This window comes from Paenibacillus sp. p3-SID1389 (assembly GCF_025151705.1).
GTDB lineage: Bacteria > Bacillota > Bacilli > Paenibacillales > Paenibacillaceae > Fontibacillus > Fontibacillus phoenicis.
Genome location: NZ_JALXVO010000024.1, coordinates 1 through 22,412 on the forward strand (window position 1 = coordinate 1; position 22,412 = coordinate 22,412).

Annotated in this window: 24 protein-coding genes, 1 pseudogene and 1 riboswitch; of the genes and pseudogenes, 1 reads left to right on the plus strand and 24 read right to left on the minus strand. The window is 53.4% G+C overall.

Features of this window, described 5'->3' with window-relative positions:
• On the minus strand, positions 1 to 346 hold a 346-nt coding region (locus M3G15_RS11685; protein WP_260071007.1), incomplete at its 3' end, for a hypothetical protein.
• A 179-nt stretch (positions 347 to 525) separates the two neighbouring features.
• Positions 526 to 900: a winged helix-turn-helix transcriptional regulator gene (locus M3G15_RS11690; protein WP_028538167.1), complete on the minus strand. Its 375-nt coding sequence runs from the start codon at positions 898 to 900 to the stop codon at positions 526 to 528.
• 113 nt (positions 901 to 1,013) lie between these two features.
• On the opposite strand from M3G15_RS11690, the pseudogene M3G15_RS11695 reads away from it, so the two are divergent.
• A pseudogene (locus M3G15_RS11695) lies at positions 1,014 to 1,993 on the plus strand (zinc-binding alcohol dehydrogenase family protein).
• 51 nt (positions 1,994 to 2,044) lie between these two features.
• Here M3G15_RS11695 and murA read toward each other — a convergent pair.
• The 22 genes from murA to M3G15_RS11805 form a co-directional block, all read right to left on the minus strand.
• On the minus strand, positions 2,045 to 3,388 hold the full coding sequence (gene murA / locus M3G15_RS11700) for a UDP-N-acetylglucosamine 1-carboxyvinyltransferase (RefSeq protein WP_036644207.1): 1,344 nt from the start codon (positions 3,386 to 3,388) through the stop codon (positions 2,045 to 2,047).
• Positions 3,389 to 3,676: 288 nt separating this feature from the next.
• Entirely contained in the window at positions 3,677 to 3,928 is a 252-nt protein-coding gene (locus M3G15_RS11705; protein WP_009223746.1) for a DUF1146 family protein, read from the minus strand.
• A 284-nt stretch (positions 3,929 to 4,212) separates the two neighbouring features.
• Positions 4,213 to 4,629 (minus strand): F0F1 ATP synthase subunit epsilon, encoded by a 417-nt coding sequence (locus M3G15_RS11710; protein WP_009223745.1) that lies wholly within the window; start codon positions 4,627 to 4,629, stop codon positions 4,213 to 4,215.
• A gap of 60 nt (positions 4,630 to 4,689) precedes the next feature.
• Complete coding sequence (gene atpD, locus M3G15_RS11715; RefSeq protein ID WP_009223744.1) at positions 4,690 to 6,081, minus strand: F0F1 ATP synthase subunit beta; 1,392 nt, start codon at positions 6,079 to 6,081, stop codon at positions 4,690 to 4,692.
• Positions 6,082 to 6,116: 35 nt separating this feature from the next.
• On the minus strand, positions 6,117 to 6,977 hold the full coding sequence (atpG, locus tag M3G15_RS11720; RefSeq protein WP_260071008.1) for an ATP synthase F1 subunit gamma: 861 nt from the start codon (positions 6,975 to 6,977) through the stop codon (positions 6,117 to 6,119).
• Positions 6,978 to 7,119: 142 nt separating this feature from the next.
• A complete protein-coding gene (atpA, locus tag M3G15_RS11725; protein ID WP_260071009.1) occupies positions 7,120 to 8,634 on the minus strand; it encodes a F0F1 ATP synthase subunit alpha in 1,515 nt (504 codons plus the stop codon).
• 15 nt (positions 8,635 to 8,649) lie between these two features.
• Positions 8,650 to 9,198, minus strand: a complete 549-nt coding sequence (locus M3G15_RS11730) for a F0F1 ATP synthase subunit delta (protein ID WP_260071010.1) — start codon at positions 9,196 to 9,198, stop codon at positions 8,650 to 8,652.
• Positions 9,195 to 9,683, minus strand: a complete 489-nt coding sequence (gene atpF, locus M3G15_RS11735; RefSeq protein ID WP_260071011.1) for a F0F1 ATP synthase subunit B — start codon at positions 9,681 to 9,683, stop codon at positions 9,195 to 9,197. The genes M3G15_RS11730 and atpF overlap by 4 nt, the downstream gene beginning before the upstream one ends.
• Before the next feature lie 115 nt (positions 9,684 to 9,798).
• Positions 9,799 to 10,023, minus strand: coding sequence for a F0F1 ATP synthase subunit C (gene atpE, locus M3G15_RS11740; RefSeq protein ID WP_009223739.1), 225 nt, complete (start codon positions 10,021 to 10,023; stop codon positions 9,799 to 9,801).
• A gap of 114 nt (positions 10,024 to 10,137) precedes the next feature.
• Positions 10,138 to 10,956: a F0F1 ATP synthase subunit A gene (gene atpB / locus M3G15_RS11745; RefSeq protein ID WP_260071013.1), complete on the minus strand. Its 819-nt coding sequence runs from the start codon at positions 10,954 to 10,956 to the stop codon at positions 10,138 to 10,140.
• Positions 10,957 to 10,996: 40 nt separating this feature from the next.
• Positions 10,997 to 11,371: an ATP synthase subunit I gene (locus tag M3G15_RS11750; RefSeq protein ID WP_260071014.1), complete on the minus strand. Its 375-nt coding sequence runs from the start codon at positions 11,369 to 11,371 to the stop codon at positions 10,997 to 10,999.
• Positions 11,364 to 11,609, minus strand: a complete 246-nt coding sequence (locus M3G15_RS11755; RefSeq protein ID WP_260071015.1) for an AtpZ/AtpI family protein — start codon at positions 11,607 to 11,609, stop codon at positions 11,364 to 11,366. The genes M3G15_RS11750 and M3G15_RS11755 overlap by 8 nt, the downstream gene beginning before the upstream one ends.
• Before the next feature lie 182 nt (positions 11,610 to 11,791).
• Complete coding sequence (gene wecB / locus M3G15_RS11760) at positions 11,792 to 12,946, minus strand: non-hydrolyzing UDP-N-acetylglucosamine 2-epimerase (protein WP_311202277.1); 1,155 nt, start codon at positions 12,944 to 12,946, stop codon at positions 11,792 to 11,794.
• A 327-nt stretch (positions 12,947 to 13,273) separates the two neighbouring features.
• On the minus strand, positions 13,274 to 13,903 hold the full coding sequence (gene upp, locus M3G15_RS11765) for a uracil phosphoribosyltransferase (protein WP_260071016.1): 630 nt from the start codon (positions 13,901 to 13,903) through the stop codon (positions 13,274 to 13,276).
• Positions 13,904 to 14,266: 363 nt separating this feature from the next.
• A complete protein-coding gene (gene glyA / locus M3G15_RS11770) occupies positions 14,267 to 15,514 on the minus strand; it encodes a serine hydroxymethyltransferase (protein WP_009223733.1) in 1,248 nt (415 codons plus the stop codon).
• Positions 15,515 to 15,542: 28 nt separating this feature from the next.
• On the minus strand, positions 15,543 to 16,133 hold the full coding sequence (locus M3G15_RS11775; RefSeq protein WP_009223732.1) for a TIGR01440 family protein: 591 nt from the start codon (positions 16,131 to 16,133) through the stop codon (positions 15,543 to 15,545).
• 152 nt (positions 16,134 to 16,285) lie between these two features.
• Positions 16,286 to 16,368, minus strand: a riboswitch (ZMP/ZTP riboswitch).
• Between the two features lie 48 nt (positions 16,369 to 16,416).
• A complete protein-coding gene (locus M3G15_RS11780; RefSeq protein WP_009223731.1) occupies positions 16,417 to 17,001 on the minus strand; it encodes a low molecular weight protein arginine phosphatase in 585 nt (194 codons plus the stop codon).
• Between the two features lie 74 nt (positions 17,002 to 17,075).
• Positions 17,076 to 17,636, minus strand: a complete 561-nt coding sequence (locus tag M3G15_RS11785; protein ID WP_260071017.1) for a manganese efflux pump MntP — start codon at positions 17,634 to 17,636, stop codon at positions 17,076 to 17,078.
• A gap of 409 nt (positions 17,637 to 18,045) precedes the next feature.
• Entirely contained in the window at positions 18,046 to 18,909 is an 864-nt protein-coding gene (locus M3G15_RS11790; RefSeq protein ID WP_260071018.1) for a DUF72 domain-containing protein, read from the minus strand.
• A 4-nt stretch (positions 18,910 to 18,913) separates the two neighbouring features.
• Positions 18,914 to 20,122, minus strand: coding sequence for an L-threonylcarbamoyladenylate synthase (locus tag M3G15_RS11795; RefSeq protein WP_397376617.1), 1,209 nt, complete (start codon positions 20,120 to 20,122; stop codon positions 18,914 to 18,916).
• A 144-nt stretch (positions 20,123 to 20,266) separates the two neighbouring features.
• Positions 20,267 to 20,968, minus strand: coding sequence for a stage II sporulation protein R (spoIIR, locus tag M3G15_RS11800; protein WP_260071020.1), 702 nt, complete (start codon positions 20,966 to 20,968; stop codon positions 20,267 to 20,269).
• A gap of 96 nt (positions 20,969 to 21,064) precedes the next feature.
• Entirely contained in the window at positions 21,065 to 22,288 is a 1,224-nt protein-coding gene (locus tag M3G15_RS11805) for an FtsW/RodA/SpoVE family cell cycle protein (protein ID WP_260071021.1), read from the minus strand.
• Positions 22,289 to 22,412: the final 124 nt, after the last annotated feature.

Genomic DNA, 22,412 nt, shown 5'->3' on the forward strand with positions numbered 1-22,412 from the left:
GCGGCACCACTTGCAGCAGCGGTGCCGCCGGCGGCGCCCCGGGCCCTGCCGTAAGCTTCACCCTGGCCGTGCCTTCATGGACCGCACTAGCAATCCCCGCACGCCCGTGTTGCTCGACTCCTCCTTTTCCACGTTCTTCACTTAACTCCGTCGCTTGTTCCAATTTCGGTTGAACCTTCATCATAGATACGGGCGCCGGCTTCTTCGTCGCATTCGCCCCGTCATCCCTTAAAGGCTGGCTCACGGCCTGATGACTTATGGGAAGATGGCTGCTTTCTTTTTGGCTTTGCTTGACCTCTCGACGAGGTGCCACATTGACTTTGACTGCTTGAGATCGTTCCTGCATCGATGGATTCCCCCCGCCCTCATCATGCTGCCTTCCTAACGAGCTAGTAACCTAGCTTTCTGCCCTTATATCGTTTGCCCGCTATACTTATAGATATGAGTTTTGAGGGATTGCTAGAACAGTAAAAAGACCCGATTTCTCGGGTCCCTTGCAAAAGCTTCTAGATTTTATAGAAACGATCAACCTTGGTCTTCCATCTTGTTCAGAAACGGAGCCGTCTTCTTATAGGTTTCGCCCCATTCCTTCATTTGGATAATGATCGGAATTAAGGTTTTGCCAAATTCCGTTAAGGAATACTCCACCTTCGGAGGGACCTGGTGATATACCTCGCGATGAACGACGCCATCCTCCTCCAGTTCGCGAAGCTGCAGCGTCAACATCCGTTGGGTAATCCCGGGGCAAATTCTGCGAAATTCGTTGAATCGAATCGGCCCGTTCATCAAATGATATAACAAGACCCCTTTCCATTTGCCGCCAATCACATCCAGCGTAAACTCTACCGGGCAGGCTTCATCGTTGGGACAAAAGCCATAACCGCTCTTGCGATTGCGCATTGCTGCATCCCTCCACAATAGTATACAAACGTGTACTACATAACATTAATGTGCGTACTTCCCATTTTAGTGCATTACATTTACATTAACAATAGAAAAGGAGGAGGTATACTATGGCGAATCAAACCATGAAAGCCGTTGGATTCTATAACTATTTGCCCATCGATCACCCGGAGAGCTTGTTGGATCTCGAGATCGACCGACCTGTTCCAACCGGTAGAGATTTGCTGGTCAAGGTTCACGCGATCTCCGTCAATCCCGTCGACACGAAGGTGCGAAAGCCCAAAAGTAAAGTGGAGTCTTCCCCCCGAGTAATCGGTTGGGACGTTGCAGGCATCGTTGAAGAAGTGGGGCCGGACGTGACCTTGTTTAAGCCGGGGGACGCCGTGTATTATGCCGGCAGCATCACCCGTCCTGGAGGGAACAGCGAATTCCACCTGGTTGACGAACGGATCGTTGGCCGCAAACCTGCTTCCCTGGATTTCGCCGAGGCAGCCGCTCTCCCATTAACCGCAATTACCGCATGGGAAGTATTGTATGATCGCTTAGGCATCTCCAAAGACGCCAACCAGAATGCCGGAAAAACCATTCTGATCATAGGCGCTGCTGGAGGTGTAGGCTCTATCGCCACACAACTGGCCAAGCATGCCGGACTTACGGTGATCGGCACGGCTTCCCGTCCTGAATCGGTGAAATGGGTGAAGGAGCTTGGTGCCGATGAGGTCATCAATCACTTTGAACCTTTTGTTCCCCAACTCCAAGCGCTGGGGTATGAACATGTTGACTATATCTTTTGCTTGAATACCGCAGAAAAACACTGGAAGAACATGGGGGCGGCATCACCCTGTTGCAGCAGAAAAGCGTCTCCTTCGTGTATGAGCTGATGTTCACCCGCCCGATGTTCCATACAGAGGATATGATTGAGCAGCACCATCTGCTGAACGCTCTAGCTGATTTGATCGATCAAGGGGTGATCCGCACGACAGCTGCGGAAAAGCTATCCCCCATCAACGCCGCCAATCTCCGCAAAGCCCATGCGCTCATCGAGACCGGAAGAACGATTGGCAAAGTGGTGCTGGAGCATTTCAGCTAAAGAAAAAACCATGCCGACGGCATGGTTTATCTTACATCTATGAACTTCACCTTAAGCCCAAGAGGGCTGAATTTTCAATACCGGGATTTCCTCTTTGGCAGCAGCCGATACTTTCTCGGTTTCCGGAGCGGTCTCTTCGACCGAAATGCGCCAAATGTCCGCGCCCAGGCCGGACAGCTTCTCGGCCAAATCCACATATCCCCGGTCAATATGATGCGTACCGCTGACTTCTGTCGTCCCGTCCGCTGCCAGTCCTGCCAAGATCAGTGCCGCTCCGGCACGAAGGTCGGTGGCGCAAACCTTAGCTCCGCTGAGCTTATTGCTCCCGGAGATAATCGCGCTGCGTCCTTCCACCTTAATGTCGGCATTCATTAAACGGAACTGATCCACGTGCATAAAGCGGTTTTCAAATACCGTCTCGGTAATGACACTAGCTCCTTCAGATACAAGCAGCAGCGCCATCATTTGCGCTTGCATATCGGTTGGGAAGCCCGGATACGGCAACGTTTTAACATCCACCGCTTTCAGCGGTTTGTCTGCAATCACACGTACTCCGTTCTCCTGTACTTCCACGGTAACGCCCATTTCCTCAAGCTTGGAAATGACCGGTCCCAAGTGATCGGCAATCGCACCTTCAACAAAGACGTTCCCACCGGTAATGGCCGCAGCGACCATAAACGTACCCGCCTCGATCCGGTCCGGGATCACCGTATGCTCGCATCCACGCAACCGTTCGACGCCTTCAATCCGAATCATGCCCGTTCCCGCTCCGCGGACAACGGCTCCCATACTGTTCAAGTAGTTCGCCAAATCAACGATTTCCGGCTCTTTGGCCGCATTTTCAATAATGGTCGTGCCTTCCGCCAAGGTTGCCGCCATCATAATGTTCTCCGTTGCACCTACGCTGGCAACGTCCAAATAAATCTTGGCTCCGCGGAGGCGGCCGTTCGTCTTGGCTTCGATAAACCCGTGGCCGAGGGTGATCTCTGCACCCATCGCTTCGAAGCCCTTCAGATGCTGGTCAATCGGTCTGGTCCCGATCGCGCAGCCACCCGGGAGGGAAATCCGGGTGAATCCCATTCTTGTTAACAACGGACCCATGACAAGAAAAGACGCCCGCATCTTTCGCACCCATTCATAAGGCGCCTCGCAAGAAGCGATTTGCCGCGCATCAACAGTAATGACCTCTCGGTCATAGGTAACGGCTGCTCCTAGCGACTCTAACACTTTATTAATGGTCATTACATCGTCAAGAGGGGGCGCATCGCGAATGACGCTGACTCCTTCTTCACCCAGTAAAGACGCTGCAATGATCGGTAGCACTGAATTTTTAGCACCGCTGACTTTTACGTTCCCGGCCAAAACATTGCCACCGCGGACGATAAATTTGCTCATCATGGTTCCCTCCGCGCGTTCATTTTCACTTTTTTTCCCGATTTGGAAAAAGATTTACCTGGTTCATTCCCTAAATTTCATCATATCACCGGTCATTTAAGGCACACAAGGCTCCAATCTTGTCGAAAAAGCGTGTTTTGGCACAGAAATCGCTTCTTGCCCCGATTATGGACATGCTCTCGAGTTGTAGTCCTTATTCACCATTGTTGACACAATGAAATGATGTTATTCGACAATTTCCTTCCTGATCTGTCTGTAGACGAACCCCACAAACACTCAGTTTAATGCTCAAAACATATACTTCAGCATTTGGGTATATTGCCAATAATCCATAATAAAAGCGGCTACGAAACGGCCTAATACGATCGCCAACAGCAGGTGCAGCAGCTTGCCCTGCGGGCTCTTAGGGTGCCGGATCAATAAATCCAGCTTCAAGTTCTGCAGCGCCCACCATGACAGCACCACACAGGCCAAGGAGACGAGGATCGCTGTCAAGCCGTTTACACCAACCGAAGCCGCTACCTGGTCGACGGGATTCATAATAAATCCTCCATCACGTTTATATTTATGCAGCAAGTACCTAAACGGTTAATCTTCCCCTTTGACGCTGACACATCAATCCAAGTTGCACAGGGACGTATTTATATATCGGTTACTATCCTGTAAAAATATAGACCTTATATATCATACTTGGCATCGCCGTAATAATCCAGCTTTTCTTTGTAATGCAAAGGCTTCCAACGGCATCTATTACCAAAATATCATTCTGACGTCATTCTGAAAGAAAAAACAGGCACCTCAAGAGGTGCCCGTTATTTTGCAGTCTATTGCTGTTTGCGGCTGCTGACCACGTTAATCCGGGTCACCGCCCGTTGCAGCGCCAGCTCTGCGCGGCGATGATCGATACGGTCCTGGTTGCTGCGATTCGCCAATCGGCGTTCCGCACGCTCACGTGCCGCGATGGCCCGCTCCAGGTCGATCTCTTCCGGCAGCTCTGCACTTTCGGCAAGCACGATCACCTTATCGCCCTGTACTTCGATGAATCCGCCGTGTACGGCGATATACGTCTCTTCCTTGCCGGTTTTCGCAACCACCGGAGCAACTTGCAGCGGAGTCACGAGCGGGATATGGCCCCGCAAAACGCCAAACTCCCCTTCAACGCCGCGGACCGTTAAGCTGTCAACCTCTTTCGAGAACACCACATGCTCCGGCGTAACAATTTCCAATAAAAAGGTGCTCAAGTTTTATCCCTCCTGTTCGTGGGACAGTTCATTTCTGAAGCATCCGGATTCGGCTTCGAATTACAGCGTTTTGGCCTTTTCGACAGCTTCTTCAATCGTTCCTACGAACAGGAACGCCGCTTCCGGAAGGTCGTCATGCTTGCCTTCCAAAATTTCTTTGAAGCTGCGGACCGTCTCGGCGATCGGCACATACTTCCCTTTAATCCCCGTAAACTGCTCAGCCACGTGGAATGGCTGCGACAGGAAGCGTTCGATTTTCCGAGCACGGGCAACGAGTGTTTTATCGTCGTCGGACAATTCATCCATACCAAGGATCGCGATAATATCCTGCAGTTCTTTATAACGAGCCAAGATTTGTTTTACGCCTTGGGCTACGGCATAGTGCTCTTCGCCCACGATCTCCGGCGTCAGAATCCGCGAGCTGGAAGCCAGCGGGTCCACGGCCGGGAAGATCCCTTTCTCGGAAATTTTCCGCTCCAAGTTCGTCGTTGCGTCCAAGTGAGCAAACGTCGTAGCCGGAGCCGGGTCCGTATAGTCGTCCGCAGGGACGTAGATCGCTTGAATCGAGGTAACGGAACCTTTCTTCGTCGAAGTGATCCGTTCTTGCAATTGACCCATTTCAGTTGCCAGCGTCGGCTGGTAACCTACTGCGGAAGGCATCCGTCCGAGCAACGCGGAAACCTCAGAACCCGCTTGCGTAAACCGGAAGATGTTGTCGATGAAGAGCAATACGTCGCGGCCTTCTTGGTCGCGGAAGTATTCCGCCATCGTCAGACCCGTCAAGGCAACGCGCAAACGTGCACCTGGCGGTTCGTTCATTTGTCCGAAGACCATCGCCGTTTTCTCGATAACGCCGGATTCCGTCATTTCCATGTAAAGGTCGTTCCCTTCACGGGTACGTTCCCCTACGCCGGCAAATACGGAGATCCCGCCGTGTTCTTGCGCGATGTTATGGATCAATTCCTGAATTGTAACGGTTTTACCTACGCCGGCACCACCGAACAAGCCGATTTTACCGCCTTTGGCATACGGCGCCAGCAGGTCGATAACCTTGATCCCGGTTTCCAGCATTTCCGCTTGCGTCGACAGATCTTCGAACTTCGGCGGTTCGCGGTGGATCGGGTATCTCAATTCGCTGTTGGCTTCGCCTTTGTTATCAATCGGCTCACCCAGCACGTTAAATACGCGGCTCAATGTCGCCGAACCGACTGGAACCGAAATCGGCGCTCCTAAGTCGATTGCTTCCGTACCGCGCACAAGGCCGTCTGTCGAGGCCATTGCGATACAACGAACGAGGTTATCGCCCAGATGATTGGAAGCTTCCAGAACCAAAGCAGACTGGCCGTCTTGCTTCTCAATTTTAATTGCGTTATAGATTTCCGGGAGTTGACCGCGCTCAAATTCGATGTCAACAACCGGACCCATTACGCTGACAACGCGTCCTTTGTTCATCTTCGTTTCCCTCCTAAAATTGCTGCCCGGAACGATCAGCCTTGTGCGTTAGCTCCGGCCACGATCTCCGTAATTTCTTGCGTAATCGCCGCTTGACGAGCGCGGTTGTACGTCAGGGTAAGTTCATTAATCATCTTCGTCGCGTTTTTGGTCGCGCTGCCCATCGCAGTCATTTTCGCACCAAGCTCACTGGCTTTACCGTCAAGAAGCGCACCAAAGATCAACGTTTCGGCATATTTCGGAAGAAGCACTTCTAATACGCCTTCCGGCGAAGGTTCATACTCATAGCTGCTGACCGGCGCCTCGCTCTCCACCGAATCAAAGGGGAGAAGGCGCTCCACGGTTGGCAGTTGGGTAATCGCATTGATGAACCGGTTATAGCAAATGTAAATTTCGTCGAATCGTTCGGTTTCGAAGCCTTGCACCGCTGCATAGGTCAACGACTTAATATCCGCAAATCTCGGAGAGTCCGAAAGCTCAGTCACTTCATGGACAACCGGATAATTGCGGCGTTTGAAATAGTCTCTGCCTTTGCGGCCGATAACGAATAGTTCGTATTCCGAAGTCGAGGCATGGCGAGAACGGATCAAATCCGTTACTTTCCGCAAAATATTCGCGTTATATCCGCCAACCAATCCGCCGTCAGACGTGATCACGATATAAGCGGTCCGTTTAACCGGACGCGACACGAGCATCGGGTGGCTGACGCCCTGAGAGGCAGCCGCGATGCTGGATACCACCTCTTTCAGCTTCTCCGAGTAAGGCCGAGCAGCTTGCGCTCTCTCCTGCGCTTTCCGCAGCTTCGCCGAGGCTACCATTTCCATCGCTTTGGTGATTTGCCGGGTGTTCTGAACGCTTTTAATCTGACGCTTGATTTCGCGCATCCCTTTTGCCATGATTTCACCACCTTAAAGTTTTGGCGAAGCCAAAACTAACTTCGTAAGCATGAGCTTAACTTTGGCAGAGCCAAAGTATTTTTACACAAAGGCGTAAACCGGCATTGCGCTTAGCCAAGGCCGGTTTGCCGCAAGAACATTCTTATGCCGTAGTCGCGAAACCGCGTTTGAATTGCTCAATAACTTCTTTCAGCTTCGTTTCGTTCTCTGGCGTCAGATCCTTGGTGTCGCGGATCGACTGCAGAACGTCGTCATGCTGATTTTGGATAAAGGACAGGAATTCCGCTTCGAAGCGGCGAACGTCCGCCAATGGAATATCATCCAGATAACCTTTGACTGCGGTATACAAGCTGACTACTTGCAACTCAACAGCCAACGGTTGGTTGACGCCTTGCTTCAGGATTTCCATCATGCGCGAACCGCGGGTCAACCGGGCTTGCGTCGATTTGTCCAGATCGGAACCGAACTGGGAGAACGCTTGAAGCTCGCGGTATTGGGCGAGGTCCAGACGCAGGGTACCGGCAACCTTCTTCATTGCCTTGATTTGCGCGGAGCCGCCGACCCGGGATACGGAGATACCCACGTTAACCGCTGGACGTTGACCGGAGTAGAACAGGTCGGACTCCAGGAAGATCTGACCGTCGGTAATGGAAATGACGTTCGTTGGAATGTACGCCGATACGTCGGAAGCTTGCGTTTCGATAAACGGAAGCGCCGTGATCGATCCGCCGCCAAGCTCGTCGCTCAGTTTGGCTGCACGTTCCAGCAGACGGGAGTGCAAGTAGAAGACGTCACCCGGATACGCTTCGCGGCCCGGAGGACGACGGAGCAGCAAGGAAAGTTCGCGGTAAGCTGCTGCTTGTTTCGACAAGTCGTCATAGATAATCAGCACATGCTCGCCTTTGTACATAAAGTACTCCGCCATAGCTACGCCGGCATAAGGAGCAATGTAGAGAAGCGGTGCCGGTTCCGAAGCGGAAGCCGATACCACGATCGTATAATCGAGTGCACCATGGCGACGAAGCGTTTCAACAACGCTAACAACGGTCGATTGCTTCTGACCGATCGCTACGTAAATACATTTCACGCCGTTGCCTTTTTGGTTGATGATCGTATCGATGGCAATCGCCGTTTTACCGGTTTGACGGTCACCGATGATGAGCTCCCGTTGGCCGCGGCCGATCGGAACCATCGAGTCGATTGCTTTAATCCCGGTTTGCATCGGTTCATGAACCGATTTCCGGTCGATAACGCCCGGAGCGTTATTTTCTACTGGACGGAATTCCGTCGTTTCAATAGGTCCTTTACCGTCGATCGGTTGACCCAGCGGGTTCACAACGCGACCCAGCAAAGCTTCGCCTACAGGAACCTGCATGATTTGGCCGGTCCGTTTCACTTGATCGCCTTCGCGGATTTCGCTGTAAGGGCCGAGGATTACGACACCCACATTGCTCTCTTCCAGGTTAAGAGCAAGACCAAAAATGCCATTTTCAAACTCGAGCAGCTCGTTCGCCATAGCGTTCTCAAGCCCGTGAACACGGGCGATACCGTCACCAACTTGAATAACGGTGCCGACTTCAGCTACTTCGATTTCCGATTTATATTGTTCGATCTGACTTTTAATCAGTGTACTGATCTCTTCAGGTCTGATACTCAAGTGTTTCACCCCTATCTACAGTGCTTGTCTTCGAAAAGACTTTTCGAGCCGTTCCAATTTCCCGGCCAAGCTTCCATCGTACAACGTGTCGCCAATTCGTACTTTCATCCCGCCAAGCAACGATTTGTCAATCACGTTCTCGACGCGAATCTTCTTATTTAAGAGGGCGCCGAACTCCGCAGCAACCTGCTGCTTCTCCTCTTCGCTGAGCGGATAAGTCGTCGTCACCAACGCGTTGGCAAGTCCAAGCGCTTCACTGGAAATGCTCACGTAAGCGTCTACCAGCTCCGGCAGGAGCCCGATTCTTCCGCGTTCTACCAGAAGCTTCACCGTCGAAACTACAGGTTTGGACAGTTTGCCTTCAATCGCATTGGAGATCGCTTCCCATTTGGCCGATTCCGTAATCTTCGGCGAGGCAAGAAAATGCTCAATGTCATCCCCTGCCCGAAAAGCTGCCGCCAGCGCCTTCAGTTCTTCTTCAACCTCCAGCGTCCGGCTTTCCGCCGCAGCGATCTCATACAATGCTTTGGCATACCGTTTTGCGGCTACGGTCTCGCGGCTCATGAGCGGCCACCGACCTCTTTAAGGTACTTGTCAACCAGTTCGCCTTGAACGCCTTCTTCGCTGACTTCCTTCTCGATCAGCTTGGATGCGATCTTCACCGACACTGCGCCCACTTCGCTGCGAAGTTGTTCCACCGCGCGGTTCTTCTCGTTCTGAATGTCGCGTACCGCTTCTTCTTTCAAGCGGGCCGCCTCGTTCTTGGCTTCCTCAAGCATTTGAGCGGCTTGCTTGCTGCTCGTTTGCTTGGATTGTTCAATAATTTCATACGCCTCTTTGCGCGCTTGCTGAAGGGCAGCTTTTTGCTCCTCCACATAAGCATTTGCCTGTTCACGTGTTTGCGCCGCTTCACTCAGCTGCTGCTGAACGAGTTCACGACGCTTCTCCATCACGGAAAACAGCGGACCAAATGCGTATTTGTTCAACAAGAAGTATAAAATCCCGATCGCAATCAATGCGAGGACGGTGTTTTCCCATACGAATTCCAAACTCAAGTCACTCCTTTCCGAAGCCTATCCGCATATCGCGTATCGCCCGCCCTGGGCTAAAAAGAAGGCGAGGACGTCTGTGGCCTTCCCCGCCAATTCTTTTCTAAAGATCTTATTAAGCCTGACCAAAGAACATAAATGCCAGGACCACGCCGATGATCGGAAGTACCTCGATCAAACCTACGCCGATAAACATCGTTGTTTGCAGAGTGGACTTCGCTTCAGGTTGACGAGCGATCCCTTCAACTGTTTTGCTGATAACCATACCGTTACCCAGCGCTGCGCCGAATGCGCCCAAACCTGCTACGATAGCTGCTGCTAATAATGCCATTGCTCCCATTTTGTATATCCTCCTTAAGTAAAATCAAATTTTATAGTTCAGTCAGGTTGAAGTCTTTCTCCAATCCGTAACTTGAAACTTAGACTAGCTATAGTGGGCTTCAAACATTGCCGGTTAATGCTCTTCGTGACTTTCCAGGTTTTGCGAGATATAAACCATCATCAAGATGACAAAGACGAAAGCCTGGATAGCACCAACGAAAATACTGAATCCATCCCAAACCATCAACAGCGGAACGGAGAAGATTGCACCAACCACGCTCGCTTTGGCCAAAGTCATAATGGTGGAGATCAGTACCTCGCCCGCGAAGATATTCGCGTAAAGACGAACGCCATGCGTTAACAGCTTCGAGAGCTGCTCAATCAAGTTAATTGGCAGAAAGAAAGGATAGGGCTGAACGTAATGTTTAAAATAATTTCTCGTGTTTCTTACCATCCCCAAACCGTGGGACAATACGAATACGAGCAAAGCCAGACCCATCGTTACGCTGAGGTCAGCCGTAGGTGATTTCCACCATGCCACCTCGGCGTGAGCTTCCTCACCCGGATGCTTCTCATGCTCTTCCGCAAGCACCTTCGTAACCGAAGTGATTTCCTGACCGAAAATTTTAGCTTTCGCCGGATCATCATACTCCGTTACGACCCCAAACAGAAGCCCTAGCATGTTGGCGACAAAGATAAACATAATCATCGTCATGGCCAGAGAGAGAAAAGGTCTTCCCTTCTTCAGATCCATGGTGCTGGAGATCAAGTTCTGAACGAACTCAGCCGCCCACTCCATGAAATTCTGCAGCTTGCCGGGATTCTCTACGGATAGATTCCGAGTCGCTAGACGCGCGATGACGAACACGATGGTGCAGGTCACCACCAGCATCAAGATGATGGACAAGTCCAAATGCAGACCGCCCAACTCTATGACCGGAGCTTCATGCATGTTTTCTCACCCCCATTCCAAGTTGAAATGCTACCAAGCTTTAAGGCTTACGAGAAAAACGAATACCTATAAAAAGAAGAAAAAATTGCGCAAAAACCAGACTGCCGGCAACCGCATACACGTTTAGATGCTGCGGATATTTCATCGCGGCAAATACCGCTAGAACCGCCAGTGCTGCACGGGTCAGAAATCCCATGTTCAACCGCTTCGAACCGCCGTTAACCGCGGCATCCAGTACCTGCCGGACCTTGCGGCCTAAGTAAACCGCGTTAATCCAGCTTACTGCTGAGCCGAGCGCGATGCCAAGCATAATGCTTTGATACTCCGGCAATAAAGCGCCTCCCAGAAAACACAGGGCCAAGAAACCTAGGGTTCCGGCTGTCAGAGCGCGGTTGTATTTCGAGAGCTCATCCATCATTTCCTCCCACAACCGACTTAATCAGAGCGACAATGCCGATAATTCCCGCTGCAATGCCGATCAGAACCCCAAGGCCGATGCCCAGTCCATTCTTGAACCACAGCTTATCCAACCAGGCGCCAAGGAAGTAACCTCCCACAGCGCACACGGCAAAGTTCGTTCCTAAAGCGGTTACCACAGCGACAGCCTTCCATACGCTGTTGTTGTTTTTATCAGGTTTAATCGGGTCTTTCATCTCAAATCACCCTAATAATCCCAATTTATTTTACTAATTGTGAAGAGTTATTGTCAATTGAGGTTTTTTAGTGATTTAAAGCCATGAAATGCTAAATTTGCCCTTGCAATCCTGAATAAAACGCATACAGCGTACAGTAATACTGTATACTTTTTTGGGCTCGCGATCAAAACAAATTTTCGCTAGTTTGTGAACTTTCTGTGAAATTCCTCCGGACGATCCTTCAAAAATCCAAAATGGTGACAAATCGCATTGACAATTCTTTGAGATGCTTGTCCATCACCATACGGATTCGCTGCCCGGCTCATTGATTCGTATAGCTTCTGATCGCTAAGCAACGCCTTTGTCCGTTCATAAACCATCTCCTCATTTGTGCCGACCAACTCCAGCGTCCCCGCTTCGATCCCTTCGGGACGCTCCGTCGTATCGCGAAGCACCAGCACCGGAACACCAAAGGAAGGTGCTTCTTCCTGCAAACCGCCCGAATCCGTAAGTATCAAATGCGTATGAGGGTAGAAGTTGTGCAAATCCACCACATCTAATGGATCAATAAGTTTAATACGGGGATGATCGCCCAACGTTGCATAGGCCGGTTCCCTTACCGCAGGGCTGGGGTGAACCGGATACACGATGGCTACATCCTCAAACTCATCGGCAATTCTTCTTACGGCGCGGAAAATATTCAGATGCGGTTCGCCTTGCGACTCGCGGCGGTGCGCCGTCATGAGAATAAGCCGCTTTCCAGCGGCCCAGTCCAGCACAGAATTTGTGTAATTCGGCTGTACTGTATATTGAAACACATCCGTCACCGTGTTGCCTGTGACATATATAGCTGACTCCGGTTTATTTTCCTTACGTAAATTTCCAGCCGACCATTCCGTCGGAGCAAAATGAAGATCGGCCAAAACGCCGGTCAGCTGACGATTCATCTCTTCCGGATAAGGGGAAAGCTTGTTCCACGTCCGCAACCCGGCCTCGACATGCCCCACCTTAATTTGCTGCAGGAAAGCGGCGTAACTTGCCAAGAAAGTCGTTAAAGTATCGCCGTGTACAAGCACAATGTCGGGTTTGGCTTCCTTAAGGACGCCTTCCAATCCTTGCAATACACGAATCGTAATTTCGTTTAGCGTCTGGTTTGGCTTCATCACGTCCAGATCGTAATCCGGAACGATCTTAAAGACGTCCAGCACCTGATCAAGCATTTCGCGGTGCTGCGCCGTCACACACACCACCGATTCGATTTGTTCGGGATGCTTCTGCAATTCCAGAATCAGCGGCGCCATCTTAATCGCTTCGGGTCTGACGCCGAAGATCGTCATTACTTTAATCTTGCCCACCCTACTCAATTCCTTCCATATAGAGGTAATCAAAATAAGTTGTTGTCGTCTGCCTGTCTCGCAGCAACTAACTGTAAAAGCTACCGTTAATTTTGGGATATCCGGCATAAGTGCCTCGATTAGCTGTAAAAGCTACCGTTAATTTCGGCGCAATCCCGCATTTTCGCTGAGATCGGCCAAATTAGAGGTAGGATTTACTGTTATTTCTCTTCATTGCGCAAATAATAGAAAATTAACGGTACAATTTGCCGTTAAACCGGCCCTATGCCCTACGCCTTCGCCCCAACCATCTCCTAAGACGTTGGAGTTCCTATTCAGACGTTTGACTTACTTCGTGCCGTACAACCGGTCACCGGCATCGCCCAAGCCCGGAATGATATAGCCGTGTTCGTTCAGATGGCTGTCCAAAGCCGCTACATAAATGTCTACGTCCGGATGCTCATCATGCACCGCCTTAACCCCTTCCGGCGCGGCGATCAGGTTCATCATTTTGATCTGCGTGCAGCCGCGATTCTTCAACGCGGTGATCGCTGCAATAGCGGATCCCCCGGTGGCCAGCATCGGGTCGATGACGATCAGCTCGCGTTCCTGAACATCGGTAGGAAGCTTGATGTAATACTCAACCGGCTGCAGCGTATCCGGGTCACGGAACAGGCCGACATGTCCCACCTTTGCCGCAGGAAGCAGCTTCAACACTCCGTCAAGCATACCCAGCCCGGCGCGGAGAATCGGAATCAGCCCCAGCATCCGCCCAGAGATGACCTTCGACTCGGCCTCAGCGACCGGCGTCTGCACTTTGATCGACTCGAGCGGAATGTCCCGCGTAATTTCATAAGCCATCAACGTCGCCACCTCATCTACCAGTTCACGAAAATCCTTTGTGTTCGTGCGCATGTCGCGGATAAAAGTCAGTTTGTGTTGAATCAAAGGGTGATCACATACCACCAATTTTCTCATATTTCGTTCGTCCCTCCGGTTTTAATGCTAAGTCTTTACTTGCTTGTTCGTTCCCATTCTTCGAACGCTCCACAAATCTTGTCTATTATATCACTCCAAGATGGCATTTTCACCCTCAAGCCAACTTGTCAGAAAGCCGTCATAAAAACGTCACTCACCCCCATAAATAAGCCGTCTGACGCCCAAAAGCCCCACTTCTCCTCTCAGGCATTCTTGACAATTTGGAAAAAATTCTCACCCTTCCAAGCTGCCATTCCAGCCGGAAGATTCCCCACGTACCAGAAGTGAAACGCCAATAAGCCGGGAGCAGACGCTCCCGGCTTTGTTATGAGGCCTAAAGGCCTGCCGTTGTCGTTGATCAAATTAATACTGCAAGTTCGGATACAGCGGGTACCGATCCGTTAATTCCGACACCTGTTTGCGTGCTTTATCCAGCACTGCTTCGTCCTTCGGCGATTTCAGCACAGCAGCGATGATCTGCCCGATTTCCTTCATCGCTTCCTCATCCATGCCGCGGGAAGTGGCAGCCGGCGTACCGATACGGATACCGCTGGTGATGAATGGGCTGGTCGGGTCAAACGGAATCGCGTTTTTGTTCACCGTGATCCCAATCGAATCCAGCACATGCTCAGCGTCTTTCCCCGTGATGTTCAGGTTGCGCGTATCCACCAGCATCAGGTGGTTATCCGTGCCGCCGGACACGATGTTCAGGCCTTCGGCCATCAGCGTTTCCGCCAGGACCTTAGCGTTTTTCACGACGTTTTCGGCATAGGTTTTAAAAGAAGGCTGAAGCGCTTCGCCCAATGCTACTGCTTTGGAAGCAATCACGTGCATCAGCGGGCCGCCTTGCGTCCCCGGGAATACCGCTTTGTCGATCGCGGCTGCCCAAGGCTGCTTGCACAGAATCATCCCGCCGCGCGGTCCGCGCAGGGTTTTGTGGGTCGTTGTCGTCACAAAATGAGCATGCGGCACCGGGTTCGGATGCAAGCCTGCAGCCACAAGACCAGCGATATGCGCCATGTCGACCATGAACAGCGCACCTACGTCGCTTGCGATCGAAGCCAGCTTCTCGAAATCGATAATGCGCGGATAAGCGCTCGCCCCGGCAACGATCAGACGCGGACGATGTTTAAACGCTGCTTTGCGCACTTCATCGTAATCGATCAGGAACGTATCTTCTTGTACACCGTAAGCCACGAAATTATAGTACAAGCCGGAAGCGTTAACCGGGCTGCCGTGGGTCAAGTGGCCGCCATGCGCCAGGTTCATCCCCAACACGGTGTCACCGGTTTTGAGGGCAGCCAGGTAAACCGCAAGGTTCGCTTGCGCACCGGAATGCGGTTGAACGTTGGCGTGCTCAGCGCCAAACAGTTCTTTTGCGCGGTCGCGGGCGATATTTTCCACAATGTCCACACGTTCGCAGCCGCCATAATACCGTTTGCCCGGGTATCCTTCGGCGTATTTGTTCGTGAGTACGGATCCCATCGCTTCCATGACCGCCTCGCTGACGATGTTCTCGGAAGCGATCAGCTCAATGTTGTTGCGCTGACGCTTCAGCTCCAGATTCATGGCCTCCAGCACAGCCGGATCTTGCTTTCTCAAATTTTCCATCTTCCGTTATCCTCCTTAGAATCAAAGCCTATTCTTCATCGCAAAGCGTGGAATCCGAATCCGGCGGCAGCGTATAAACCGCCCGTTCCCCGCCGATCAGCTTCGGACGGGTCGTCGCTGCCGTAACGCGCGCTTGCCCAACCTGGCGCAGTGAAGGACGAAACGGCACAGCCACCCGCCGCAAATGCATGCCGATCAGCGTTTCGCCGATATCGATCCCGGCGTGGGCTTCCAGCGTTTCTGCCAAGCACGGGGCCGACAAACGCCGATAGGCTGCAGCGGCCATCGATCCGCCCGCCTTCGGCACGGGAACCGCAGCCACCTCCGTCAAGGAAAGCCGCTCCAGCACCGCCCGTTCGACCACCAGCGCACGGTTTAAATGCTCGCAGCATTGAAACGCGACGTCAAAGCCGTATTTGGCCCGAACCTGTTCGATCCCGGCCCACAGCTCGGCCGCGATGTCCTCAGCTCCGCTTGTGCCGATTCGTTTGCCCGCCACTTCACTGGTGCTGGCCCCGATGACCAGCAGCTTCCCCGGACCCAGATGAGCTGCAGCGGCCACTTCCTCCGCAATCGTTGCTACCTGTGTCCGCAGGGTTCCGAGCTTTTCACGTTCCATGTGATGCCAGCTCCTTTCTCCGTAAACCATAAAACATGTCACAAAGACTGTCCTTATTATATCAGAGAAAGGCGCACCGCAAACGGATGTCCGTCCGCTTCACTCAAAACCAACCAACAAAAAAAGAGCATAACGCAACTTACGTGCGTCGTGCTCTTTGCCCAGGCGACCGGCCGTATTCTCCGATGCTCCATCGTGGTTTGATCCACTCTTGTCGCCAGTTACATCGGAGCTAAAACTTCTGCTATTAGAATAAAGCATCCGCGAAGCAAATGCAACTGGTTTAATGCCCCTCGCCGCGCTCCAGCTTGGCGATCAGCTTCTCCAGCGCTGCGCTGATCTCCGCCGCCGTTCGGTCATAGTCCGCTCGCGAACCGCCAAACGGATCGGAAATATCGAAAGCGGGCAGCCGAAGATGCAGTTCATCCAGCCGCCGCTGCTGCTCCGCAGGCCACTCGTTCCCCAGCGCCCGCGCCAGCTCCCGGTCCGCCGCGAGGCGCCGGAACTCCTCCAAGGTAGCTAATATGGAGGCGTCTTCTTCAACGTATTCTTTTAATGTAAATATTTTATCGGCTGTCTCCGGAAATGAATGAATCACCTGGCGCTTATGCCCTTGCGTCAGCGTCAGAATCAGATCGGCCCACTCCGCCAGTTCGGCATAGAGAGGGGTAGATTCAAAAGTATCCTTAATCCCCCGGTCCCGCAGCACGGCTTCCGCATGACGGGAAATGGAGGCCCCTTTCATGGCGGCTACGCCAGCCGAGCGGACTTCCACGTCCAGCCCCCGGTCCCGCGCCAGCTTGCGCAGCATACCTTCGGCCATCGGGCTGCGGCAGGTATTTCCGGTACACACAAACAAGATGCGCATGCCCTTTCACCTCCATATTCAGCGGGAAGGCTTACCCGCGTTTGGACCTTATTTTATCACGAAAGGCCTCGGTTTCAAAAGATAAACAATAGTCCAAACGCGAGCAAGATCGCGCCGCCGGCCGCCTCCCCGTAATCGCCCAGCGAACGCCTCATCCCTCGTCCCATCGCCAGCCCAACCAAGGACATCAAGCCGCCAAAAAATCCAAAGGCCAGCACCGTCAGGAGCCAGTCCCCTTGGAACATGCCCAGCGACACGCCAACGGAAAACGAATCGATGCTGACGCTCAGTGAAAACAGCAACGCACCTAACCAGGTCCGGTGGTTGATCGACTGTACACCGCTGCCTTTGACCGAGCTGACGATCATATGCGTCCCCAGCAGAAATAGAAGCCCGCCTGCCACGTATCGTGCCAAGCTTCCGAGCAGCGCGCCGACATACTGTCCCGCCGCGATCCCCAACAGAGGCATTAGCACGTGAAAGAGAGCCACCATCGTCCCGATACGGAACGCATCTTTCCGCCGGACTCCCTTCATCCCGATGCCGACGCCCAGCGATAAAGCATCCATCCCCAGCGCAATCGCCATCAGCAGGATCGTCACCAGCTCTCCCAGCCGCTCATAAGCCTCTGTCATAACCGTTAGTCCCCTTTGTTCCGTCTTTTGTACAACCATATGCGGACAGGTCCCGGTTCATGACTTAAGGGGCACGTGGGGCTTTGGGTGAGAAGGGGGAATCGAGGGGCGCGGATCCCCCACCAACGTGGAATTAACGGTAAAAGATGGCGTTATTTTCTCAACATTTGGGGGAGATCGGACAATTAACGGTATTTTGTGTCGCTAATTCGCCCTCTAGTCGGCCGTTCTCCCGATATCCGCAAAAATAACACCACGATTTACCGCTATTTGCGCAAAACAAGGCCTTACCTCTAAAAATAACGCCAGTTTTTACCGCTAATCACTGCCAAAAGCGCCGAACGAGCCTCTACGGTACGAATCGTACTTAAGCTCGCCCTTTAGTTCAGCAGGTGAAGCGTTCATTCCACTAATCTTCCCAACCGCCGAACAAATCGATCTGACGCGGCGGAAGCTCGCGCGGCGATTGGCCCAGCAGGCCCATCATCTCCAGAGCGTTTGCCGCTGCATCTCCGCCGGAATTGTTGTTGAAGATCATACAAATCTCCTTCGTCCCTTGGCTGAACAACTGGTCCAGCATTCCAACCCAGTCCTGCAACTCCTCCAGCGAATAGCGGTACAACGTACGAATCTCCCGCCAATTGGGTGCGCTGGCTTGACTCCAACCTGCGGCATTCCGGCCATGCATGCGGACGATCGTTAAGTCGGGGTCGGTGGGTTCCAGCACCGTAGGAACCGAACCTTGCCCGATCTGGGGCTCATCGCAAACGATATGGATCCAGCCCTCCTGGCGCATGAACTCCAACGTGCGCTCTCGGTTAGCGGGCGTGAACCAGCTTTGATGGCGAAACTCCAGCGCTAGCGGCAGGTTCCCCATCCATTTGCGGATCGCGCGCAGCTGCCGGACATGCTCCGCCGTGCAGTCGAACCAGGGCGGGAATTGGAACATCACGGCCTTGAGCCGGCCCGCCTCCACCACCGGGCGAATCGAATCCAGATACGCCTGGAACATGTCCCACGGACCGCCAAACGGCGATTTCCCCCGGCTATGTCCGGTCATCCCTTGGTACGCTTTGATGATAAACGTGAAATCGGACGGCGTCTCCGCCAACCAGCGGCGATAGACCTCTTCCCCCAGTACGGCGTAAAACGAACTGTCCACCTCTACCACGTTAAAATACTTCGCGTACCAAGCGAGCTTGTCTTTGGCCGGCGTTCGGGCAGGGTATAAATCGTCATGATCGCCCCAGCCGGCCAGGCCGATGCGGATCATGACCTCACCCCCTGCCCTCTTCCGAATCTCCGCCGGCGTCAATCACCCGGTGACCGGCGGCTTTCAGCAGCCGGTTCATCACCGCCGAGCCGAGCCCTTCCTCGGGGCAGGCTTCGGCGAGGATATAGGTGACGCCGCATTCGTCGAAGCGGCGGAGCGCAGCGTAGAGACGGTGCGCCGCCGTCTCCAGCTCATCCTCGCGGCCGAGCGAGAGCGCGCAGTCGGCGCGGTAGGACGGGAGGCGCTCGTCGAAGGCGAGCACGCCCGTCTTCTCCCCGCGCGCCGTGGCCGCCGCGAGCTCGGCCCGGATGCGGTCCGCCACCCGGTCGGCGGACCCGCGCACAATATGCAACACGCCCTGCGGCGCATAGTGCGTGTACTTCATGCCCGGCGCGCGAGGCGCAGCCGCCGGACCAGGGGCCGCTTCGCCGCCCGCCTTCGCCTTCGGCAGCAGGGCGGCGTCCAGCCGCACGCCCGCGCCAGCCACGCGGGCGAGCTGTTCCACCGTGATCCCGCCAGGGCGGAGCACGGTGACAACCCCGTCCCGGCCGGCTTCTACGACCGTCGACTCCAGGCCCACCCCGGTGGGCCCGCCGTCGACGATGCCGTCAATGCGGCCGGACAAGTCCTCGCCCACGTGGCTCGCCAGCGTGGGGCTCGGGCGGCCCGACCGGTTGGCGCTAGGCGCCGCCACCGGGCACCCCGCTGCGGCGATCAGCCGCAGCGCCACGTCGTGGGCGGGCATGCGCACGCCCACGGTGGACAACCCCGCCGTCACGCGCGGTGAGACGGCGCCTTCGGCCACGGGCAGCACCAGCGTGAGCGGCCCGGGCCAAAACGCCTCCATGAGCCGCCGTGCCGTCTCGTTCACTTCCGTGACGAGTCCGTCCAGCTGGCTCACGTCGGCGATGTGCACGATGAGCGGATTATCGGACGGGCGGCCCTTAGCGGCAAAAATCGCCTCCACCGCCGCCGTATTCCGCGCATCCGCGCCAAGCCCATACACCGTCTCCGTCGGGAACGCCACCGTCCCGCCGGAGGCTAGTACAGCGGCGGCTTCTTTCAGCGCCGCCGCTTCCTCCGCATCCACATCATCCGGCACTCCAGCCCCAGCTCCAGTTCCAGGCTGGACATGCCACCAACGTGTCGTTTTGGAGGCCACTTCTTTTAAAGCAGGAAGATCCCCGCTGTGTTCCGCTTGATTTGGTTTCATAGATTCCTGTCGGCTCATTCTCGTTCATCCCAAACTGTTCAATAATATATTCTACTATTATACCCGAACCCAGCCATGCGCATAGCCGCAAAAAAAACCGCCCGGCATCCCCGAACGGTTAAACAGTTCTCAATATATAAATCATTAAGCAAATAGACTGGCAATCCAGTTCCAGAGCTTCACCAGCATATCCCACAGGAAGAAACGCACTTCCGTCTCCTCCGGTTCAACCTGAACGGCATCTCCCGCAGCCCCGGCAGCCGAGGCCTTTGTTGTTGCAGTGGTTACCGCCCCCGCGTCCTTAGCCAACGCGTCCCCGCTCCCGGCGTCGATGAAGCAAAGCGGCGGAAACAACACACACCACCAGTTTTTCCCTTTCCCCTCGCCCAGCGTCACGCGCAGCGCTTCGTAGTCGCCCGCTGGATAAACGGCACCGCCGTACATTTTGGTCGGAAACGGCACGGTGCCCAGCTCAACTTGATAGTCGTAGTTTTTGCCATATTGCTTAAGCGTTTGACCAACTTGCTCCTCGATAGCCGGCAGATGCTCGCGGATCACCTGGCGCGCTTCCTCCAGACTCTGCGGATTCTCCAGCTGTGCAACCCAGCCGTTCATTTGCTCAACGACAGCATCGCGAACACGACGTTTGACGAGTTGATCCGCAGCTCCATCCGAATTTGCAAGAATGCGCAGCCGAATCGATTCCTGCGGAATCTGAGAAATCACCGCTTGCGACCCCGCCGCCGCGGCTGTATCAACCATTTGTCCTTCCCAGGACATCATCAACATAACAATCGAAAAAAAGATAAGTGCGATTTTCTTACGGGAAAATGAACGTCTACCCATGATTCCTTGCTCCTAACCAAACCGGTATTTCAGCCGCTGATGTCTATCAGTATGTCCGGTTAAGAGACTTCTAAACCTAGGAATCTAGTAAAAATGTTATCCCCGATTTTCCGACTGGCGTTTAGATCTGAGCAAGGCATAACGCGACGTAGGTGCCGACGAAGCCACAGGGGGCTTCTCTTCTTCCTTCTCTTGCCCGTAGATCCGGATGCTCATCGCCACGCCGATGCTCGCCATATTAATCAGCAGCGAGGTACCGCCATAGCTGATGAAGGGCAAAGTAATCCCTGTCAAGGGCATGAGACCAATGAACATGCCGATATTTTCAAAAATCTGATACAACAGCATCGCCACAATCCCCACGATTAAGTACGGCCCGCTGGTTTCGCGGGTCTCAAGCGAGATCAGAATGAGCCGGTGAATCAGTACAAAATACAACAGCAGCAACGCCGAGCTCCCGATAAAACCAAACTCCTCAGCGATCACCACAAAGATCGAGTCCGAGTAGGTGAGCGGTACCCGTTCCGACTGCACCGTCTCCCCTTTCATGTACCCTTCCCCGGTCATGCCCCCGGAGGCAATCGCCAGCTTGGCGTTCCGAGTGTGGTAGGAGGCGTCTTCGGACGCTTTCTCCGGCATAAGCCACGGATCGATCCGGTTGATCCAGTGCTCCCGGCCGATATCTACAAAGAAGTTATACACCTGATCATGATACGCTTTGTACGCCGTGATGCCTCCGATCACCGAACCGGCGAAGATCGCAAGCGCGATCAGCGCATGCCAATATTTAATATTCCCAATCCATAACATGCCCGCCAAAATCACGACATAGCTGAGCGCATTTCCTAAGTCATTTTGAGCCATTACCGCAACAAACGGGATAAAGGTCAGCAAGCAGATCGGCACAACGTCCCGCCAGAAAGCTAACCGAAGTTTGCGCTTGCGCAGCAGCATAAACCCAAGAAAAAGAACCAGCAGCAGCTTAAAAAACTCCGCCGGCTGAAAGCTCTGATTAATGACCGGAATCGTCAACCAACCAGTTGCGTTATAGTAGGTATTGCCAATGAACATCACGACGATCAACAGCCCGAAGCCAAACAGGTACAAGTAAGGCGCATATTTGACAAGCAGCCGATAGTCGAGAATCGAAACTCCAAAAAAGGCAACAAACCCCAGCGCATAGTAAACAAGCATGCGAAGGTGATAACCATGATATTGGGTGTTTGACGTAGCGCTGTACAACACCGCGATGCTGATGGCCATGAGCAGCAGCAGGATCACGACGATGGAGTAATCGATTTTTTTCAGTTTGCTCAGCATGAACATCCTCTTTTCTTGATCTAGAAACCCCGTACCTTTACTTTAAAAGAAACCCGGCCCAACTACAAATGAGCCCTTCGACCCAAATAACGGGTCACAGCGTCAAAAGGTTACCTTTTTAGAC

What these genes read in the sequence shown, in the direction of transcription:
- M3G15_RS11690 (WP_028538167.1), bottom strand. Translation starts at nt 900, where the DNA reads ATGCGCAATCGCAAGAGCGGTTATGGCTTTTGTCCCAACGATGAAGCC.
- murA (WP_036644207.1), bottom strand. Translation starts at nt 3,388, where the DNA reads ATGAGCAAATTTATCGTCCGCGGTGGCAATGTTTTGGCCGGGAACGTA.
- M3G15_RS11705 (WP_009223746.1), bottom strand. Translation starts at nt 3,928, where the DNA reads ATGAATCCCGTCGACCAGGTAGCGGCTTCGGTTGGTGTAAACGGCTTG.
- atpD (WP_009223744.1), bottom strand. Translation starts at nt 6,081, where the DNA reads ATGAACAAAGGACGCGTTGTCAGCGTAATGGGTCCGGTTGTTGACATC.
- atpG (WP_260071008.1), bottom strand. Translation starts at nt 6,977, where the DNA reads ATGGCAAAAGGGATGCGCGAAATCAAGCGTCAGATTAAAAGCGTTCAG.
- M3G15_RS11730 (WP_260071010.1), bottom strand. Translation starts at nt 9,198, where the DNA reads ATGAGCCGCGAGACCGTAGCCGCAAAACGGTATGCCAAAGCATTGTAT.
- atpE (WP_009223739.1), bottom strand. Translation starts at nt 10,023, where the DNA reads ATGGGAGCAATGGCATTATTAGCAGCAGCTATCGTAGCAGGTTTGGGC.
- atpB (WP_260071013.1), bottom strand. Translation starts at nt 10,956, where the DNA reads ATGCATGAAGCTCCGGTCATAGAGTTGGGCGGTCTGCATTTGGACTTG.
- M3G15_RS11750 (WP_260071014.1), bottom strand. Translation starts at nt 11,371, where the DNA reads ATGGATGAGCTCTCGAAATACAACCGCGCTCTGACAGCCGGAACCCTA.
- M3G15_RS11755 (WP_260071015.1), bottom strand. Translation starts at nt 11,609, where the DNA reads ATGAAAGACCCGATTAAACCTGATAAAAACAACAACAGCGTATGGAAG.
- upp (WP_260071016.1), bottom strand. Translation starts at nt 13,903, where the DNA reads ATGAGAAAATTGGTGGTATGTGATCACCCTTTGATTCAACACAAACTG.
- glyA (WP_009223733.1), bottom strand. Translation starts at nt 15,514, where the DNA reads ATGGAAAATTTGAGAAAGCAAGATCCGGCTGTGCTGGAGGCCATGAAT.
- M3G15_RS11775 (WP_009223732.1), bottom strand. Translation starts at nt 16,133, where the DNA reads ATGGAACGTGAAAAGCTCGGAACCCTGCGGACACAGGTAGCAACGATT.
- M3G15_RS11780 (WP_009223731.1), bottom strand. Translation starts at nt 17,001, where the DNA reads ATGCGCATCTTGTTTGTGTGTACCGGAAATACCTGCCGCAGCCCGATG.
- M3G15_RS11785 (WP_260071017.1), bottom strand. Translation starts at nt 17,636, where the DNA reads ATGACAGAGGCTTATGAGCGGCTGGGAGAGCTGGTGACGATCCTGCTG.
- M3G15_RS11790 (WP_260071018.1), bottom strand. Translation starts at nt 18,909, where the DNA reads ATGATCCGCATCGGCCTGGCCGGCTGGGGCGATCATGACGATTTATAC.
- M3G15_RS11795 (WP_397376617.1), bottom strand. Translation starts at nt 20,122, where the DNA reads ATGAAACCAAATCAAGCGGAACACAGCGGGGATCTTCCTGCTTTAAAA.
- spoIIR (WP_260071020.1), bottom strand. Translation starts at nt 20,968, where the DNA reads ATGGGTAGACGTTCATTTTCCCGTAAGAAAATCGCACTTATCTTTTTT.
- M3G15_RS11805 (WP_260071021.1), bottom strand. Translation starts at nt 22,288, where the DNA reads ATGCTGAGCAAACTGAAAAAAATCGATTACTCCATCGTCGTGATCCTG.